We start from the raw sequence: 18,346 nt of genomic DNA, 5'->3' as shown, positions 1-18,346 counted from the left end.
ATTTCGATCAGATGACAGAAATCTCACCGTCACGTCGAGCTGACAAGATGGGGCCATGACCGGCGCAGGCAGACCGAGGTTGAGCACAAAGAAGCGGGCAGGAGACACCGCCCGCGAGGAGATTCTCGACGCTGCAGCCGAGCTGTTCACCACGCGCGGCTTCACCAACACCTCGACTCGCGTCATCGCCGACGCCGTCGGATTGCGTCAGGCCTCGCTCTATCACCACTTCGCCACCAAGGACGACATCCTCGACGCGCTCCTCAGCGGCACCGTCGACGCGCCGCTGGCCGTCGCCCAGCGCATCCGCGACTCGTCGGCCGATGCCGCAACCCAGATGTACGCACTGACCTACTTCGACGCCGGCCAGCTCGCCGCGTCCACCTGGAATCTCGGCGCTCTCTACCTGCAACCCGAGCTGCGCAGCGAGCGCTTCGAGACCTTCCGCGACCATCGCTACACGCTGATGAGCCTGTACGCGGCCATCGCGTCGGACACGCTGGATCAACTGGGCTCCCAGCGTCGGACGGGGACGGAGGACTTACCGTTTCGCCTGGTGGAGACCGTGGTGAACGCGCGCGCCGACCGCGAGAACGGGCGCAGTGACCCCACCGCCGATGCGGCCGGGATCGCCGCGGCCGCACTGCGCGTGCTCGGCTGGGCCGGAGATGTCACTGCGCTGCACGACAGCGCGGAGGCCCTGCTCGAGTCGGTCGACGGAATAGTCGAGGATCGTCGGTCATTGCACAGGACATGACTTCCATAGCAATTGTCGGAGCAGGTGCAGGTCTCGGCGCAGCAGTGGCGCGTAAGTTCGGCGCTCAGGGTTTCTCGGTGGGCCTGATCTCCCGCAACCAGGCCCGTGTCGACGCCCTTGCCGATCAGCTCGCTGCCGAGGGTGTATCCGCGAAGGGATTCGTCGCCAATGTGCGCGACCCGGCCTCGATCGCCGCGGCGTTGGAGCAGGTGACCGAAACACTCGGCCCCATCGAGGTGCTGCAGTACAGCCCGCTTCCGCAGAAGGACTTCATGCGGCCCGTACTCGAGACCACCCCGGCAGACATGGTCGGCCCGGTCGAGTTCTCCATCTACGGTCCCATCGCCGCCGTCCATCAGGTGCTACCGGGAATGCGATTTCTCGGTAAGGACAAGGGCACGATCCTCTTCGTCAACGGCGGCTCTGCCGTGAAGCCCGGCCGTACCGTCACCGGTACGTCCATCGCGTTCGCAGGGCAGGCAGCCTATGCGCAGCTGCTCAACGAGGAGTTGGCCGAAGAGGGAATTCAGGTGTCGCAGTTGATCATCGGTGGTGCCATCGACGGCAGCGATCCGAAGAAGAGCCCCGAGGCTCTCGCCGAGCAGCTGTGGAGCCTGCACACCGAGCGCGACAGGTTCCGGGTTCAGGTCGCCACGGATTAGGGTTGCGTCCATGACGTCGCTGCCCGACTGGGCTCAGAGCCTGGACCTTGCACCCCATCCGGAGGGTGGTTGGTTTCGCGAGACGTGGCGCAGCGACGTGACGATTCCACAGGCATCTCTGCCCGACGGCTACCCGGGGCCACGTGCGGCCGGGACGGCAATTCTGTTCCTGCTCATGCCCGGTCAGCAGTCGGCCTGGCACACCGTTCGTGGCACCGAGATGTGGCTCTACCACCGCGGCAGCCCCGTGCAGCTGGACCTCGGCGGCGGAGGGGGCGAGCCGGGATTTGTGACCTCGCTGCTGGTCGGGCCGGACTCGCCGCAGCAGATCGTGCCGCCGTCGGTGTGGCAGCGAGCGCGGCCGGTGGGTGACGAGCCGAGTCTGGTCAGCTGCACCGTCACCCCCGGATTCGATTTCGAGGACTTCGAGCTCGAGGGGTCCGGTAATGGGTAGGAAGCGGGCGACGGCGTCCGCCGGCTCTCTGCAGCCCGGGGTGTTCGAAATCGATTCGGGCACCTGCGAATTGGTCCGTGACACGTTCTCGGACGACGGGTGGGTCGTCAACGTCAACGACGTCCCGAGTTCGCACATCGACATGAACGACCCCACCGTGCTCGAATTCGAGTACATGCGGTGGATCTCCGGACTGGTTCGAGCGCAGTGGGATTCGAGCTTTCCATTGCGAGCGCTGCACCTCGGAGGTGGGGCATGCACGTTGGCGCGCTCGTTCACCGCAGAGTTTCCCGGTGCACGTCAGGTGGTCGTGGAGCTCGACGGGAAGCTCTCGGAGCTGGTGCGCGAGTGGTTCGACCTGCCACGAGCACCGCTGCTCCGCATCCGCGTCGGTGAGGCACGGGCGGTCACCGAGACGCTGAGCGAGAACAGTCGCGACCTGATCGTGCGAGATGTGTTCGCGGGAGCGGTCACTCCGGAGCCGCTACTGACTGCCGAGTTCACCGAGCATGTTCGACGCGTCCTCTCCCCCGGCGGCATGTACGTCGTCAATTGCGGTGATCGACGCGATCTCTCGCTCGCGAAGCAGGAGGCGGCGACTCTTCGTAGCGTCTTCTCGCATCTGGCGATCGTCGCCGATCCGGCGATGCTCAAGGGCAGGCGTTACGGGAACATCATCATCGCCGGCAGCGACGTCCCGATCGGGGATTCCCCGTCCTTGGCTCGCGAACTACTCGGCGGCGCGGTTCCGGCGCACGTGTGGCTGACCGAGCAGGTCGAGACCTTCGCTCGGGATGCGAGAGTGTTGAAAGATTAAGGCGCTGGGTTGTTGCCCGCGAGATCTTTCGCCAGTCGCTCGGCGGCCGAGATCAACAGGGGTACGAACTGCTCGGCCGACTCCAGTGTCACCCGGGCGGTGGGCCCAGCGATGGACATCGCCGTGAGCGTCGGTGCACCGATCACCGGCACCGCGAAGCAGCGCACTCCCACCTCCTGCTCACCGTCGTCGATGGCGTACCCGCGTTCGCGGATCAGTGCGAGATCCTCGAGCAACGCATCGAGGGTGGTGATGGTGTTGACGGTGCGAGGGGCCATGCCGAGCCGGCCGACGATCGCGCGGACGGCGTCATCGTCCAGTTGTGACAGCAGAGCCTTGCCGACACCGGTGGAATGCGGCAACACTCGCTGACCGACCTCGTTGAACATCCGCATGGCGTGTTCGGACGGCACCTGCGCGACGTAGACCGCCATGTCGTCCTCGAGAAAGGCCATGTTCGAGGTCTCGTGGGTGATCCGGACCAGCTCGGCGAGGTAGGGTTTTGCCCATCCCCCGATGAGCTTGGACGCGCTGTCGCCCAGGCGAATGAGCTTGGTGCCCAATGCATATCGCCGGGACGGCAGCCGTCGGACATAGCCGAGGGAGACCAGGGTCCCGACCAGTCGGTGCACGGTCGGCATCGGCAGATCGGTGCCCTCGGCCAGTTCGCTGATCCCGATGGATCCTCCCGAGGCGGCCATGATGTCGAGCAGCTCGAACGCGCGCTCCACGGACTGCACCCCGCCACCTGCCGCCACAGTCCCACCTCGCATGCTCGTAGCTTCTACCGATCTCGATAGAACACTACTGGTGATGCCGCGTCGCCACCGGTGGTGCTGCGGTCACCACCGAGGGAGAGGGTTTCTGGCCTCTGGTGATGACGTTGAACAGTATGTTCAGCACGACGGCCACGATGCTCGCGGCGCTGATGCCCGAGTCGAGCACCACGTGCACCCAGTCGGGGAACGCGGCGTAGAAGCCCGGTACGGCGATGGGGATGACACCGAAGCCGATGGCTACCGCCACGATGACGAGGTTCAGGTTGCCGTCGAACTCCACCTTGGAGAGCGTCCTGATTCCGCTGGCGGCCACCGAGCCGAACAGCACGATGCCCGCGTCGCCGAGCACCGGTAGCGGAACCGATGCGACGACCAACCCGAGGATGGGAAAGAGGCCGAGGAACAGCAGTACCGAGCCGCCGGCCGCGACGACGTAGCGACTCTTGATTCCGGTGACCGCCACCAGGCCGACATTCTGCGCGAAGGCACTGGCCGGGAAGGTGCCGAACACGGGCGCGATGGTGGTGGCGACCATGTCCGCGCGCAGGCCGTCGCCGACGCGTCGGGCGTCGACGTCGGTGCCCACGATCTCACCGACGGCCAGGATGTCCGCCGTGGTCTCGGTCATGATCACCAGGATGACGACCACCATCGACAGGATCGCCGCGATCTGGAAGGTCGGTGCTCCGAACGCGAACGGTTCGGGGAGGCTGAAGATGGCACCGTCACCCACACCGGAGAAGTCGGCCTTGCCGACGAGGACGGCGAAGACAGTGCCGACCACGATGCCGATCAGAATCGACAGTCGCGAGAGCGTGCCCTGCACCAATCGGCTGACGAGCAGAACCACCACGAGGCTGAAGGCCGCGAGCCCGATGTTGGACATCGAGCCCCAGTCGGTGGCCTGCTGATCACCGCCCATCGCCCACCGAACCGCAACGGGCAGTAGCGAGATGCCGATGACGGTGATGATCGTGCCGGTTACGACCGGTGGGAAGAAGCGCACGATCTTGCTGAAGAACGGGGTGATGAGGATGCCGATGGCACCGGCGGCGATGATGGCACCGAACACCGAGTTGAGTCCGCCCGGACCGCTCGCGATGGCCACCATCGTCGACACCGATGCGAACGAAATACCCTGCACCAAAGGGAGTTTTGCGCCGAAGTACGGCACTCCGAGGGTTTGCAGCAAGGTGGCCGCTCCACTGACGAACAGTGCGGCCGAGACCAGCAGTGCGATCTCGGTTCCGGTCAGTCCCGCAGCGCCACCGACGATCAGGGGTGGTGCGATGACTCCGCCGTACATCGTCAGGATGTGCTGCAATCCGTAGACGTACGACCTGCCGATCGACAACCGCTCGTCCTCGGGACGGGCGGGGTCGTGCGGCGCATGGGTCTTGGTCGCCGTGCGTTTCGTCAGCTTCATGGCCGGGCGCTCCTAGCAGAATCCGGGAACGGTATCCCAGGCGCGGCCTGCGTCCGGGGCGTCGTCGCGTTCCACCGTGGCCTCGATCAGGCCGTAGGGACGATCCGCGACGTAGAAGACCTCACCGGGGTTTTCGAGTCCGAACGGCTCCAGGTCGACGAGGAAGTGGTGGATGTTGGGCATCGAGAACTTGATCTCGCCGATTTCCGGGTGCGCTTCGAGTACCTGCTTGCCCATCTGGAACAGGCTCTGCTGCAACGCAAGAGAGTGAGTGGACGCGAAGGCGTCGAGCATGATGGAACGGACGTCGTCGAAGGTCTTGTCGAAGTCCAGCTCGGTGGTGAGGTACCGCCAGCGGGCGCTGACCGAGGTGGCGAGGATTCGGTCGGTGGTTTCCTTCAGCGTGGTGTAGCGATCCTTCGGGTAACCCCAGAACTCCGACGCCGTGGAATTGAGGACCACGAGGTCGCTGATTCCGGAGACGATGGAGATGTCGTCGCCGTCGACAGTGACGATGGTGTTCCGCTTCTCGTCGCTCGCCTTGACGAAGGAATGGTCGTAGCCGTCTTCCCCGTTCGCGATACGCGACCAGCAGTACTGCTCGACTTCCCAGCGACCGCCGGTGATCCAGTCGAAGCTGTCGGTGAAATGCGCGCCGAGACGGAGGGCGAAGTTCTCGATCGCCCCGATGCCGTCCCGCGCGAACGCGTACACGGTGTTCTTCTGGGTATCGGTGGCAACGACGTGGGCGTTGTCGCCCTCGGTGTGCACTGCCTCGAGGTCGCCGCGCAGCTGCGAGGTGACGCTGACGTCGGTGATGCGGTGGCGAGGAGTCTCGCGGTCGATGCGGACGAGTCTGCATTCGGCTTTTCCGTACTGGTTTGCTCCGAGCACGATGGTCATGGGTTCTAGCTCCCTCGATAGGTGGTGAAAGCGAACGGACTCAACAGAAGTGGGACGTGGTAGTGCTGATCGGGTGCGGTGATCTCGAAGGTGACGATCACCTCGGGGTGGAAGCACTCGATGTGCTGCGCTGCGAAGTACGCACCGGTGGCGAAGGTGAGGCGGTAGGTTCCCGGCGTCAATTCTCTCGGCCCGAGCGACGAGACTCGGCCCTGTTCGTCGGTTACCGCCTCGGCCACCGCGGTGCCGTGGGAATCGGTAAGGGAAATCGAGAGTCCCTGCGCAGGAACACCTCTCGCCGAATCGAGTACGTGGGCGGTCACATGGCTCCTCGGGTCAGGCATCGCCGAGACTTCCGGTTGCACGAATCTCGGCGATCTCCCGCAGTTCGTGTTCGACGACGACGGCCTCGGTCTCGGGGTCGTTGTCGAGCCTGCTCTGCAGAGCGTCGAGAACTGCATGGGCGTCGCGGCCGGCCGCCCTGATCAGAAACACCTGCCCGAAACGGTCCTCGTAGGCCAGATTTCCCGCTCGTAGCCGCTGTTCGACACTCGCGTCGGAGATGTCGACGCCGGATTGTTCGGCGCTCGCGTAGTCCGCACTCGCATCGTGATTGTCGGGCTTCTCGCCGATGCGCGGATGCACGGCGAGCGCTCGACGCACCTCTTCGGCTGTCAATGGTGCGGCAGCGTGATGAACGGCGTGGCGCAGGGCCGGAACGTCGGTGAACGGTCGGGCGCTCAGAACTCCCTCGACCCAGCGAGGCACGTCGAGGCAGAGCGAGAGTGTGCGTGCCGCGTCGGCCTCGGTGGCCGCGTTCAGATCGTCGACGACCCCGGATGTGTCTGGTTCCGCATTACGAAATGATGATTCCACCAAACGAGCGTGACACCGATCACATCACGTGTCAAGGGCTGATCTCGACCGATCCGCATCGACCTCTGAGGTGTTGCTGCACTGGGTCATTGGGCGCTCCGTCTTGGTCGTCCGCGCAGTCGGGTCTTGACAGATCCGCGTGGCCCACGCCACACTCGAACCATCAAGCGGAATTCATATTCCACAATACGGACTTTCTGCATCGACCAGTCCGGCCCGTTCGAGCCCGAGAGGAACGACTTCATGACGGAGCTTTTCTGTAACGGTGGTGCCATGCGCGGCGGCAGCCTGCATCACAACGTCTCGTCCCACCCGTTCGTGGGGACCGTGCGCACCACCCCGAGTTACCGGTTCTTCTCGGTACGTGACGAGTTTCCGGCGCTGCTGCTCGATCACACCGCAGGCGCGGCCATCGAGGGCGAGTTGTACGACATTCCGCTGGACGACCTACGTACGGCGTTCCTCCCGGACGAACCACCGGAGCTCGAGCTCACCGTGGTTGCGCTCGAGGACGGGCGCTCGGTCCTGGGCGTCGGCCTCCGCCCCGGGGTGCTCGACGCGCAGCCGGACGAGCTGACCGACATCACCTACGCAGGCAGCTGGCGCAGGTACCGCGGACTGCCGCAACCTCAGAACTGAAAGGCACTGTGCATGAATATCTTTGCTGATTCTCGACTCCGTTACACCGTCAACTGTTCCATTCTCTTCACCGATGTGCCCCTGCTCGATCGCCCGCAGCGTGCCAAAGATGCCGGCTTCGACGCCGTCGAATTCTGGTGGCCGTTCTCGAACCCGGTCCCGTCCGATGCCGACGTCGATGCATTCGTGTCCTCCGTCCGGGATGCGGGCGTACAGCTCACCGGCCTGAACTTCGCCGCGGGAGATATGCCCGCCGGTGACCGCGGAATTCTCTCCGATCCGGCGCAGGTGCAGGCGTTTCGCGACAACATCGACGTGACCGTGGGTATCGGCGAGCGGCTGGGTACCCGGGCCTTCAACGCCCTGTACGGGAACCGCATCGGTGGCGTCGACCCGATCGAGCAGGACGAGGTGGCGATCGAGAACCTGGCCACAGCCGCGAAGGCAGCCGCGACCATCGGTGCGGTCGTACTGGTCGAGCCGGTGAGCGGTGCACCCGCATACCCGCTGAAGTCTGCGGCCGGAGCCGTCGCCACCATCCGACGCGTGGCCCGCGAGCAGGACGTACACAACCTGCGCCTGTTGGCCGACCTGTACCACCTCGCCGTCAACGGAGACGCCGTCGCTGCTGCACTCGAGGCCCACCACGACCTGATCGGGCATGTACAGATCGCCGATTCCCCCGGCCGCGGAGAACCGGGCACCGGCACGCTCGACCTCGGCGGACAGCTCGCCGGCCTCGCCGAACGGGGTTACGACGGCTACGTCGGACTCGAATACAAAGCCACCCAGCCGGATCCGTTCGCGTGGCTCGAACTGGCCACCACTACCAAGTAAGGATTCTCATGAGCACCATTGCATTCATCGGCCTCGGAATCATGGGCAGTCCCATGTCCGTTCACCTCGCGAAGGCGGGCCACCAGGTGGTCGGCTACAACCTGACCCCCGATCGCACGGGTCCTCTGATCGAGGCAGGCGGCACCGCTGCCGATTCGATCGCCAAGGCCGTCCACGACGCCGACATCGTCGCGATCATGGTCCCCGACTCCCCCGATGTGCAGGACGTTCTCGCCGGTGAGGGCGGTGTGTTCGACAATGCTCGACGCGACGCGCTGATCATCGACTTCTCCAGCATCCGTCCCGACGTCACCGCCACCTTGGCCGCCGACGCGACAGCGCGCGGCTTCCGGATCCTCGATGCCCCGGTCTCCGGTGGCCAGGCCGGAGCCGAGAACGCGACGCTGTCGATCATGGTCGGCGGCAGCGCGGACGACTTCGCCACGGCCAAGCCGATTCTCGACGTCGTCGGCAAGACCGTCGTACACGTGGGTCCGAACGGATCCGGACAGACGGTCAAGGCGGCCAACCAGCTGATCGTGGCCGGCAACATTCAGGTGCTCGCCGAGGCGATCGCGTTCCTCGAGGCCTACGGCGTCGATCTGGCTGCGTCGGTGGAGGTTCTCGGCGGCGGCCTCGCCGGTTCGGCCGTGCTGAACCAGAAGGCCCAGAAGATGCTCGACCGCTCGTTCGAGCCCGGGTTCCGTATCGACCTGCACCACAAGGATCTCGGCATCGTCACCTCGGCTGCGCGTGAAGCGGGAGTCGTGATTCCCATGGGCGCGGTGCTGGCACAGCTGATGGCCTCCGCCCGCGCCAACGGTGATGGTGGACTCGATCATTCGGCGCTGTACCGCGGTGTCGCTCGGCTCTCGGGTTCCCCGATCACAAACAAGGACAACTGATATGGCCAAGATGCGCGCGGCCGATGCCGCAGTGAAGATTCTCGAACTCGAAGGTGCAACAACCGTATTCGGCTTGCCCGGTGCAGCGATCAACCCGTTCTACGCGTCGATGCGCAATCACGGTGGCATCCGCCATGTGCTGGCCCGCCACGTCGAAGGTGCCTCGCACATGGCGGAGGGCTTCACCCGGGCCGCACCGGGCAACATCGGCATCTGTATCGGTACCTCCGGTCCGGCCGGCACCGACATGATCACCGGGCTGTATTCGGCCATGGCGGACTCGATTCCGATCCTCGCCATCACCGGCCAGGCTCCGGTCGCGCGGCTGCACAAGGAGGACTTCCAGGCCGTCGACATCGCGTCGATCGCGGCGCCGGTGACCAAGATGGCGATGACCGTCCTCGAGCCGGCCCAGGTCCCCGGCGCGTTTGCGCAGGCGTTCCACCTGATGCGCTCCGGCCGTCCGGGACCGGTGCTGATCGACCTTCCCATCGACGTCCAGCTGGCCGAGATCGACTTCGATCCCGAGACGTACCAGTCGCTGCCCGTGCACAAGCCTGCCGCCTCACGCGCTCAGGCCGAGAAGGCGATCGACATGCTGCTGGCTGCCGAGCGCCCGTTGATCGTGGCCGGCGGCGGCATCATCAACGCCGATGCGTCGGACCTGTTGGTGCAGCTCGCCGAGATCCTCGACGTGCCCGTCATCCCGACGCTGATGGGCTGGGGCACCATCCCCGACGACCACCGTCTCGCGGCGGGCATGGTCGGTCTGCAGACCGCGCACCGGTACGGAAACGCGACCATGTTGGCCTCGGACTTCGTGCTCGGCATCGGAAACCGTTGGGCCAACCGGCATACCGGGGGCTTGGACACCTACCGTAAGGGCCGGAAGTTCGTCCACGTCGACATCGAGCCGACCCAGATCGGACGCGTCTTCGCACCCGACTACGGCATCATCTCCGACGCCAAGGCCGCGCTCGAGCAGTTCGTGGCCGTCGCCGAGGAGCGGCGGGCGGCAGGCACACTGCGTGATCTCTCGGGCTGGGTCGAGGACTGCGCGACCCGTAAGCGCACGATGCACCGACGCACCCACTTCGACAACGTGCCGATCAAGCCGCAGCGCGTCTACGAGGAGATGAACAAGGTCTTCGACCGGGACACCCGGTACATCAGCACTATCGGGCTCTCGCAGATCGCGGGCGGTCAGTTCCTGCACGTCTACTCCCCTCGCAACTGGATCAACTGCGGGCAGGCCGGTCCGCTCGGCTGGACGATTCCCGCGGCGCTCGGGGCGGTCGCGGCCGATCCCAAGGCGAATGTCGTTGCACTGTCCGGTGATTACGACTTCCAGTTCATGATCGAAGAGCTGGCCGTCGGTGCGCAGTTCAATCTTCCGTACGTGCATGTGGTGGTGAACAACTCGTACCTCGGCTTGATCCGGCAGGCGCAGCGTGCCTTCGACATGGACTTCTGTGTGCAACTGGGATTCGACAACATCAACCATCAGGACACGTTGGACACTCAGCCCGGTATCCCCAAAGGCTACGGCGTCGACCACGTGCAGGTGGCAGAAGGACTGGGCTGCAAAGCGCTTCGGGTCACCGAGCCCGACCTGATCGGCGAGACGCTGGTGCGGGCTCGAACTCTTGCCAACGAGCACAAGGTTCCTGTCGTCGTGGAGATCATCCTCGAGCGGGTCACCAACATCTCGATGGGCACCGAGATCGACAACGTCGGTGAGTTCGAGGAACTGGCCAACACGTCGGCGGACGCGCCCACCGCACTGCTCCTGCTGGACTAGAGATGACGCGAATTCTGCTGTCCCCGGACAAGTTCAAGGGCTCGCTGTCGGCGGCGGAGGTCGCTCGGGCGTTGGCATCGGGGATGCTCTCGGTCGATTCGTCGCTCGAGACGGTGTGCCTGCCCGTCGCCGATGGGGGTGACGGCACCGTCGACGCTGCCGTCGCCGCCGGGTGGGACCGAGTGCCGGTGACCTGCACGGGCCCGACCGGTGAACCGGTCGATACGTCGTATGCCCGTCGTGGCGATACTGCCGTCGTCGAACTCGCCTCGGCGGTCGGTCTCGAGCTGCTGCCCGGAGGTACTCCGGACGCGTTGGGGGCGAACACATTCGGGCTGGGTACGGTCATCGCGCACGCCCTCGAGGCCGGTGCCGGGTCTGTTTCAGGTGCGCGGCGCATCGTCGTCGGGCTCGGGGGTAGCGCATCCACCGACGGCGGCGCGGGAATGCTCACGGCACTGGGTGCGCGCATCCTCGATGCCGACGGCAACGACGTTCCGCTCGGTGGCGGTGCCCTACGCGGCGCGGTCCAGCTGGATCTGAGCGGCGTGCTGCCGTCGGCTCGGAACGCGATGTTCGAGTTGGCCTGCGATGTCGACAATCCGTTGCTCGGTGTCACCGGAGCCGCAGCGGTGTACGGCCCACAGAAGGGTGCCGGACCGCAGGAGCTGCTGTACCTCGAACACGGGATGCGACAGTGGGCGCATCTGGTGCGCAACGCAATCGGGCGGGACGTCAGCGGCATTGCTGGCACCGGGGCGGCCGGCGGCACGGCGTTCGGAGCCATCGCTGTACTCGGAGCAGTGGCCAAGCCCGGTATCGAGACCGTCCTCGAGCTGATCGACTTCGGTAGCGCTGTGGCGTCGGCGGATGTGGTCGTCACCGGCGAGGGCTCGTTGGACGAGCAGAGCCTGCACGGGAAGGCCCCGATCGGTGTCGCGCAGGCCGCACTCGCAGCGGGTGTTCCGGTGATCACCGTGGCGGGTCGCAGCGTCATCGGTATCGATCGGTTGCGCCCCTACGGAATCACCGCCTCCTATGCGCTGTCCGACGTGGAGCCGGACCCACGAATCTCGATGCGCGATGCCGCCAGGTTGTTGCACGAGGTCGGCCGAACCTTGGCCACCACTCACATTTTGGAAGGAACTTCATGACCACTACGAACTTCACCACGCTGACCGATCTTGCTTCTCGGGCGCTCGGCGGCAGCGTCTCCACGGCGAACGACGAGTTGTTCGCCCAGCGCGAGAACCTGATCAAGCCCGACGCTCCGCTGTTCGATCCCGCGGACTTCGGCCACAAGGGAAAGGTGTACGACGGGTGGGAGACTCGTCGTCGTCGCGACGAAGGCGGTCACGACTGGGCGATCGTGCGACTGGGCTCGCCGGGGATCGTGCACGGCGTCGTCGTCGACACCGCTCACTTCACCGGCAACTATCCGCCGATCGTGTCCGTCGAGGCCGCGTCGATCGAGGGTTACCCGTCCATCGAGGATGTGCTGAAGGCAGATTGGCACACCATCGTCGACAAGTCCCCCGCAGCCGGTGACACCGCGAACACGTACGCGGTAGCCGATCGGCACCGGTGGACGCACGTGCGCCTGTCGATCTACCCCGACGGCGGCGTTGCGCGATTCCGCGTGCACGGACAGGTGGTACAGGATCCACGGTTCCTCGCCGGCACTGTCGATCTGCTCGCGGCTGAAAACGGCGCGCGGCTCACCGACTGCTCCGATGCGTTCTACTCCTCACCCGCCAACATCATCCTGCCCGGGCGGGCCCGCAACATGGGTGAAGGCTGGGAGAATTCGCGTCGACGCAACGGCGGCAACGACTTCGCCGTGTTCGCGCTCGCCTCACCCGGTGCCCCGCGCCACGTCGAGGTCGATACGAGCTACTACGTCGGTAACGCACCGGGGTGGATCCGACTCAGTGCCATCGATTCTCGTCGCCGACACATCACGGACCCGACGGCATGGAGCGAGATTCTGCCCCGCACCGCCGTCCAACCGGATACGCGTCACCGCTTCTTGCTGAACGAGTCCGACGCGTACACACACCTGCGATTGGACGTGTACCCCGACGGTGGACTGTCCCGGTTGCGGCTGTTCGGTGAACTCGACGCCGAAGCCCTCGATGCGGCAGACATCGCGTGGAAGTCCTCGGAGCTCCAGAGTGTCTCCAGTGCAGTCTGATCTGGTCGTTCGCGCTGCTCGTGCGGTGATCGGTGGACACGAGGTCGCGGCGTCGATCTCCGTGTCCGACGGCCGGATCGTGGCTATCGACTCCCTGGATGCGCGCGTGTCTGCGGCGACGGTGGTCGAGCTCGGGCCGGACGAGGTGCTGCTGCCGGGTGTGGTCGATACCCACGTGCACGTCAACGAGCCGGGGCGCACCGAGTGGGAAGGTTTTGCCAGTGCCACCCGGGCGGCCGCGGCGGGTGGCATCACCACCATCGTCGACATGCCGCTCAACAGCATTCCTCCGACGGTCGACGTCGCCGCGTTGGAGATCAAGCGCAGGGTGGCGGCGGATCAGTCGTTGGTGAACGTCGGATTCTGGGGCGGGGCCGTGCCAGGGAACGTCGATCAGCTGCGTCCGCTGCACGATGCGGGTGTCTTCGGTTTCAAGTGCTTCCTGCTCGCGTCGGGAGTGGACGAGTTTCCGCCGCTGACGCTGCCGGAGTTGGAGAAGGCTCTGATCGAGATCGCGTCGTTCGACGGGCTGATGATCGTGCACGCCGAGAACGCCGAGGTGATCGCCGAGGCACCGGCGGCGACAGGCCGTGAGTACTCGGGCTTCTTGGAATCGCGTCCCCGTGCGGCCGAGAACCGTGCCATCGAGCAGGTGATCGAATTGTCTCGACAGACGGGGTGCCGGGTGCACATTCTGCATCTGTCGAGCGCGGACGCGCTACCGATGATTGCGGCGGCGAAGCGAGACGGCGTGCGGGTGACCGTCGAAACATGTCCGCACTACCTGTGTTTCGATGCCGAGGCCGTCCCGGCGGGCGCGACGCAGTTCAAGTGTTGCCCGCCGATCCGCGAGGCCGGGAATCGAGAGGCGCTGTGGCAGGGTTTGCGCGACGGCACGATCGACACCATCGTCACCGACCACTCCCCTTGCACTCCGGATCTGAAGAGGTTCGACACCGGAGACTTCGGTGACGCGTGGGGTGGGATCGCGTCGCTGCAGGTGTCACTGGCTGCGGTGTGGACCGAGGCACGTGCCCGTGGGTTCGCGCTGACCGACATCGTGCGGTGGATGGCAACGAACACCGCCGATCAGGTAGGTATGGTCGACCGTGGTCGCATCGAAATCGGCAGTGCTGCAGACCTTGTGGTGTTCGCACCCGACGAGAAATTCACAGTCGACGTTGCGCAGCTGTACCACCGCAACCCGGTGACTGCCTACGATCGACTGGGCTTGTCGGGTGTGGTGCGACGGTCGTGGATCGCAGGTACTGAAACCTCGACCGGGTGTCTGCTGGTGCGCGACTAGAACGGCGGTGGTGCCGTGTCGTCTGCCTCGGGTTGTTCGTTGTCGGGTGGGTCGGGGTAGGCGATGATGCCGGATCGTCTCGGTTTGGTGGGGATGTGTGGTCTCAGGTCGTTGCCGAGGATGGGTACTGCGGTGCCGTTGGCGGGCAGGGTGATTCGGGTGGTCTTCGAGATGGAGGTCCACAGTATCGCCCCGCCGGGGAGCATGACGGCTGTCCAGTAGCCGGCGGTTTTGACGGAGTGGTGGAACTCGCACAGGCATTGCAGGTTGTTGACGGTGGTCCAGCCGCCGCCGAGTGGGTTGGTGTGGTCGAAGGGATTGATGTGGTCGAGTTGGCAGCGTGCGGCGGGGCGGTGACAGCCAGGGAAGCGGCAGTGTCGGTCGCGCAGGCGGACGGCGGCGGTGGTGAGGGCGTCGGGCCGGTAGATCAGGGCTCGGTCGGTCAGCGGGTCGCGTGCGACGGACTTTCCGAGGGTGGGGTCGGCGGCGATGGCGGCTTCGAGTGCTGCGGCCAGCGATGCGGTGCCGAGGTAGAGGCCCCTGGCTGTACAGCCGCTGCGGTTGCCCGGACGACCGAGGTCTGCGTGGGCGGAATTCAGGGTCGGCAGGTCGAGGGCAGAGCTGTGCCGTGTGCCCCGGCCGACGGGGGTGTGGGTGCAGAACAATGCTGCGGCAGAGGTCAGTGATCCCAGCCGACGTCGGTGTGGGTTGTCGCTGGCCGGAGCGGATCCTGTTCCTGGTGCCGGGGTTTCGGCTGACGTCGGACCGGATGCTGCAGAGCCCGATGTCGTGGAGCCGGATGGTGTTGTGGACGAGAGTGATTCCGAACAGCTCGGTGCGATATCAGGTGCCGGCGATGTCCGTGGACCAGGTGATTGCGATGCTGTCGCGGGTTCAGACGATGCGGCTGCCTCTGGGTTGGTGTGAGACTTTGCCGCCGCTGACGGGTCGGTCACCGGTGACCCTGCACGTGTTGCTGCGTGCTTCCGCACGGGATCGGCGGCACCCTCGTCAGGAGTTGCCGACGGGTCGGTCGCAGAGATGGGCGCGGACTCGTCGGACTCGTCGGACTCACCGTTTTCCCCGACGTCGTCTGTCTCGTCGACCTCATCTGCCGGTGCCGCTGGTGCCGGTGTCGAGGTGTCCACCGGTGCACGCGCAGGAGTAGGTGGAGGTGTACTGGCCGAAGTCGGTTCGGTCGAGGGATCACCCGCCCTGCCCGAATCCGTGGCCGACCCCATTCCCCCATCACCATGTGCAGCCGTAGCGGCATCAGCAGCCGAGTCCACGCCTTCGTCTCTGCCTGCGTCGGCGCCTGTGTCCGCGTCGGCGCTGGCACCTGCGTCTGCGTCCGTCGCAGTTCCCGTCTCGGGTTCTGTTGGGGTCTCTTCCTTTTCGCTGTCAGAGGTCTTTTCCCATTCCCCAGTCTCCGGGTTCTGGACTGCCAGTCCGAGCTTCTCCGCTAGAGCCACCGCCTCGGTGAGCAGGATCTGCCACTGACTGTTGCGGGCGAGTTCTCGGGCGAGATCCGCATCGATGGATCCGTGTCCGGCCAGATACGCGGGGTTGGCGAGCAGTCCGATGAGGGTGCCGATGTCGACGGTGATCATCGTCAACGGCACCCGGCGATCCGGCAATGCCGCATCCTTTTTCGGGCAGTCATCACGTTGGCATAGGCATGCCAACCGGGGTTCACCGTGCATCCGCGCCATGAACGCATCACACAAGCGATCCTGTTTACCTCGGGGGTCCTTAGGGCAGAGCGTGTCGGCCATCTCCTCGAGCAGCTGCCAGGCCGCCGCCGCCTCGGGTGCGGTCAACTCCGCTCGAATCCGCGCCAACTCACCGGCCGGGCTGTAGGAAACATGGCGGAATCGTTTCGCGAACTCCCGTAGTGCTGCCGCTTCCTCCGGCGCGACCCGTAGCAGGATGTCCCAGATCTCCTTCTCCAACGGCCTGGCGAATTACGTTGCGCTGCTTCGACGATCTCGTCCTCGACCATCGTGAGGATCTCGTCGGAGAGGTTGTCGAGAATCCGGCACACCGTTCGCACGCGGGGGAGGTCGATCTCGCCGGACTCGAACGCGGTCTTCACCAGTGGAAGCCGGGTATGCAGGGCAACGCCGACGGACACATACCCCTCGGCGACGGTGGCCGAGCAACCCAACGCCACTGCCATTTCGGTGCGCCCGTACCGGCTGTAGTGCTTGTACTTGGTGTCGCGCGTGATCCAGTCGCAGTGCACGCGATAGCAGGCGGTGATCTTGCGAGATGCTTGACGGTTTTCTGCGCGTGCGGCGGCGGTCAACGCCTCCAACGACACGGTCGGTATTGCACCCATCTTTTTCACCCCCCGGTGAGCCGAAACAAGAACGCCTGTTCGAACTGAAAGAAGCGTAACTCGACCCACCGACAAGAACTATGAACGGAATCGTAAGCAGGGTGATTTTCCCTCTGAACTGCGACTATCGATTGCCGTGGGCTCGAGAATCAGTGCGAATCTTGGGTGTGTCCGAAGAGCCTGTCCCACCGTCCATCGGTCAAGAACATCGGGAGAATGGCGGCCAGAATCGCTCCGTTGGCTACGGGGAGGTAACTCCCTCCGACGAGCGACGCCATGGATCCGAGTGTGAAGAAGGCGAGCGTCACGCGAGGAAGTAGCCAGGTGGGCTTGCGGGCCGCGCGGCAGACTCCGAACACAACGGCCGCGCCCACGGAGGCAAGGATTGCCACATGCGCAAGTACTCGGCCAACATCGGTCGGGTCGAGTACCTGGACCGTGGCTATCACAGCCATGGTGCCGAGAAGGACAACGCCCAACAGGTTCAGTCGTCGATACCGAGGTAGGTCGCGAATCAACTGAATCCCTTCACATCAGAGAGGTGGACATCCCGGAACCAGGGTAGTTACGCGTACTTCGCATCGGCCGACGCCCCGTCGTGGTGAATCGGACCGGCCGTACGTGTCAGTGGCAACGCACTACCCCCACGTCGCACGGCCACGAACTCCGCCGCGATGGCCAGCGCAGTTTCCTCCGGAGTCCTCGCACCCAAGTCCAGGCCGATCGGCGACTTCAAGCGCGCCAGCTCCTGCTCCGTCAGCCCCACCTCGCGTAACCGTGCCGCGCGATCGTCATGAGTCCTGCGTGATCCCATCGCCCCCACGAATGCCACCGGCAGTCGCAAGGCCACCTCGAGCAGAGGCACGTCGAATTTGGCGTCGTGGGTGAGTACGCAGATCACCGTCCGTGCATCGACCGTAGTTCGCGCCAGGTAGCTGTGCGGCCATTCGGTCACAACGTCGTCGGCGTCGGGAAACCTTGCAGCCGTCGCGAATACGGGACGGGCATCGCATACGGTCACGTGGTAGCCGAGGAACTTGCCGACACGGGCGAGCGCTCCGGCGTAATCGATGGCCCCGAAGATCAATAGCCGCGGGGCAGTGGCATACGACTGGACGAACACGTCGAGGTCCGGCCGGCACCGCACCGACCGAATGCCGGTGCCCCCGGAATCCAACATCGCCAGCGCCTCACCCACGACCACTGCGTCGACGTCGGAAAAACCGGTCGTGCCCATGGTTGCCGAAGAAGAGACCGCAAGTGACTGCCCGGACCCGGAAAGCAGCGTCACCGTCGCCACCGCAGCATCCGACGCGATGGCCGCGAGCACGGCGCGCGGGGGCCCGAGGCGGACGAACACCTCGATCACTCCCCCGCACGTCAAGCCGACCGCAAAAGCGTCGACATCGCTGTAGCCGAACGATTCTCGCGTGGACTCGCCGGTCTCGAGGACCTGCAGGCACAGCTCGTACACTGCTCCTTCGACGCAGCCGCCGGAGACGCTGCCGACTGCTTCACCGTCGGCGCAGACCGCCATCGCGGCACCCGGAAGTCTAGGAGCACTTCCGGATACCGCGATGACCGTCGCCACCGCGTAGGGAACACCGGCGTGGTCCCAGGCGATCAGACGATCGACGATCTCTTTCACG

The 18,346-nt window shown here is 65.2% G+C and carries 20 protein-coding genes; 11 read left to right on the top strand and 9 right to left on the bottom strand.

All coding sequences use genetic code 11. The features are described 5' to 3' along the window. Positions 1 to 55 precede the first annotated feature (55 nt). The 4 genes from AABD04_RS24150 to AABD04_RS24135 are packed head-to-tail and all read left to right on the top strand — an operon-like array spanning position 56 to position 2,690. Positions 56 to 757, top strand: coding sequence for a TetR/AcrR family transcriptional regulator (locus AABD04_RS24150; RefSeq protein ID WP_423228189.1), 702 nt, complete (start codon positions 56 to 58; stop codon positions 755 to 757). Continuing rightward, positions 754 to 1,419: an SDR family NAD(P)-dependent oxidoreductase gene (locus AABD04_RS24145; RefSeq protein ID WP_341442793.1), complete on the top strand. Its 666-nt coding sequence runs from the start codon at positions 754 to 756 to the stop codon at positions 1,417 to 1,419. Before AABD04_RS24150 ends, AABD04_RS24145 begins: the two co-directional genes overlap by 4 nt. Positions 1,420 to 1,429: 10 nt before the next feature. After that, positions 1,430 to 1,873, top strand: a complete 444-nt coding sequence (locus tag AABD04_RS24140; RefSeq protein ID WP_341442792.1) for a cupin domain-containing protein — start codon at positions 1,430 to 1,432, stop codon at positions 1,871 to 1,873. Continuing rightward, positions 1,866 to 2,690, top strand: coding sequence for a spermidine synthase (locus AABD04_RS24135; protein ID WP_243609362.1), 825 nt, complete (start codon positions 1,866 to 1,868; stop codon positions 2,688 to 2,690). The genes AABD04_RS24140 and AABD04_RS24135 overlap by 8 nt, the downstream gene beginning before the upstream one ends. On the opposite strand, the gene AABD04_RS24130 is transcribed toward AABD04_RS24135, so the two are convergent. From AABD04_RS24130 to uraD, 5 genes are read right to left on the bottom strand one after another with little or no spacing between them, the layout of a single operon-like run. Then, positions 2,687 to 3,463: an IclR family transcriptional regulator gene (locus AABD04_RS24130; RefSeq protein WP_374639294.1), complete on the bottom strand. Its 777-nt coding sequence runs from the start codon at positions 3,461 to 3,463 to the stop codon at positions 2,687 to 2,689. The genes AABD04_RS24135 and AABD04_RS24130 overlap by 4 nt on opposite strands. A 31-nt stretch (positions 3,464 to 3,494) precedes the next feature. Then, positions 3,495 to 4,895 (bottom strand): nucleobase:cation symporter-2 family protein, encoded by a 1,401-nt coding sequence (locus AABD04_RS24125; RefSeq protein ID WP_341442791.1) that lies wholly within the window; start codon positions 4,893 to 4,895, stop codon positions 3,495 to 3,497. A gap of 12 nt (positions 4,896 to 4,907) precedes the next feature. Further along, positions 4,908 to 5,798 (bottom strand): factor-independent urate hydroxylase, encoded by an 891-nt coding sequence (gene pucL / locus AABD04_RS24120; protein ID WP_341442790.1) that lies wholly within the window; start codon positions 5,796 to 5,798, stop codon positions 4,908 to 4,910. A 5-nt stretch (positions 5,799 to 5,803) separates the two neighbouring features. After that, entirely contained in the window at positions 5,804 to 6,142 is a 339-nt protein-coding gene (uraH, locus tag AABD04_RS24115; protein ID WP_341442789.1) for a hydroxyisourate hydrolase, read from the bottom strand. Next, positions 6,135 to 6,674, bottom strand: coding sequence for a 2-oxo-4-hydroxy-4-carboxy-5-ureidoimidazoline decarboxylase (gene uraD, locus AABD04_RS24110; RefSeq protein ID WP_341442788.1), 540 nt, complete (start codon positions 6,672 to 6,674; stop codon positions 6,135 to 6,137). Before uraD ends, uraH begins: the two co-directional genes overlap by 8 nt. Before the next feature lie 243 nt (positions 6,675 to 6,917). Here uraD and AABD04_RS24105 point away from each other — a divergent pair, with 243 nt between their 5' ends. The 7 genes from AABD04_RS24105 to allB are packed head-to-tail and all read left to right on the top strand — an operon-like array spanning position 6,918 to position 14,356. Continuing rightward, positions 6,918 to 7,313, top strand: a complete 396-nt coding sequence (locus AABD04_RS24105; protein WP_341442787.1) for an allophanate hydrolase-related protein — start codon at positions 6,918 to 6,920, stop codon at positions 7,311 to 7,313. Positions 7,314 to 7,325: 12 nt separating this feature from the next. Then, positions 7,326 to 8,150, top strand: coding sequence for a hydroxypyruvate isomerase family protein (locus AABD04_RS24100; RefSeq protein WP_341442786.1), 825 nt, complete (start codon positions 7,326 to 7,328; stop codon positions 8,148 to 8,150). An 8-nt stretch (positions 8,151 to 8,158) separates the two neighbouring features. After that, positions 8,159 to 9,055 carry a 2-hydroxy-3-oxopropionate reductase gene (locus tag AABD04_RS24095; RefSeq protein ID WP_341442785.1) on the top strand — a complete coding sequence of 299 codons (897 nt, stop codon included), beginning with the start codon at positions 8,159 to 8,161 and terminating at the stop codon, positions 9,053 to 9,055. Position 9,056: 1 nt separating this feature from the next. Beyond that, positions 9,057 to 10,856, top strand: coding sequence for a glyoxylate carboligase (gcl, locus tag AABD04_RS24090; RefSeq protein WP_341442784.1), 1,800 nt, complete (start codon positions 9,057 to 9,059; stop codon positions 10,854 to 10,856). Between the two features lie 2 nt (positions 10,857 to 10,858). Continuing rightward, positions 10,859 to 12,010, top strand: coding sequence for a glycerate kinase (locus tag AABD04_RS24085; RefSeq protein WP_341442783.1), 1,152 nt, complete (start codon positions 10,859 to 10,861; stop codon positions 12,008 to 12,010). Further along, positions 12,007 to 13,050 (top strand): allantoicase, encoded by a 1,044-nt coding sequence (alc, locus tag AABD04_RS24080; protein WP_341442782.1) that lies wholly within the window; start codon positions 12,007 to 12,009, stop codon positions 13,048 to 13,050. The genes AABD04_RS24085 and alc overlap by 4 nt, the downstream gene beginning before the upstream one ends. Next, on the top strand, positions 12,992 to 14,356 hold the full coding sequence (allB, locus tag AABD04_RS24075) for an allantoinase AllB (RefSeq protein ID WP_341442781.1): 1,365 nt from the start codon (positions 12,992 to 12,994) through the stop codon (positions 14,354 to 14,356). The genes alc and allB overlap by 59 nt, the downstream gene beginning before the upstream one ends. Here allB and AABD04_RS24070 read toward each other — a convergent pair. The 4 genes from AABD04_RS24070 to AABD04_RS24055 all read right to left on the bottom strand — a co-directional run bounded on the left by AABD04_RS24070 (position 14,353) and on the right by AABD04_RS24055 (position 18,345). Next, positions 14,353 to 16,176 (bottom strand): hypothetical protein, encoded by a 1,824-nt coding sequence (locus AABD04_RS24070; RefSeq protein WP_341442780.1) that lies wholly within the window; start codon positions 16,174 to 16,176, stop codon positions 14,353 to 14,355. The two genes, allB and AABD04_RS24070, sit on opposite strands and share 4 nt — an antisense overlap. Continuing rightward, positions 16,173 to 16,697 (bottom strand): DUF222 domain-containing protein, encoded by a 525-nt coding sequence (locus tag AABD04_RS24065; RefSeq protein WP_341442779.1) that lies wholly within the window; start codon positions 16,695 to 16,697, stop codon positions 16,173 to 16,175. Before AABD04_RS24065 ends, AABD04_RS24070 begins: the two co-directional genes overlap by 4 nt. A gap of 149 nt (positions 16,698 to 16,846) precedes the next feature. Continuing rightward, a complete protein-coding gene (locus tag AABD04_RS24060; protein ID WP_341442778.1) occupies positions 16,847 to 17,071 on the bottom strand; it encodes a hypothetical protein in 225 nt (74 codons plus the stop codon). 191 nt (positions 17,072 to 17,262) lie between these two features. Continuing rightward, a complete protein-coding gene (locus AABD04_RS24055) occupies positions 17,263 to 18,345 on the bottom strand; it encodes an XdhC family protein (RefSeq protein WP_341442777.1) in 1,083 nt (360 codons plus the stop codon). Position 18,346: the final 1 nt, after the last annotated feature.

It is taken from the genome of Rhodococcoides navarretei (assembly GCF_038069675.1).
Taxonomy (GTDB): Bacteria; Actinomycetota; Actinomycetes; order Mycobacteriales; family Mycobacteriaceae; genus Rhodococcoides; species Rhodococcoides navarretei.
The sequence above is the reverse complement of the archived record's forward strand: the minus strand, read 5'-3'. Positions and strand labels throughout refer to the sequence as shown.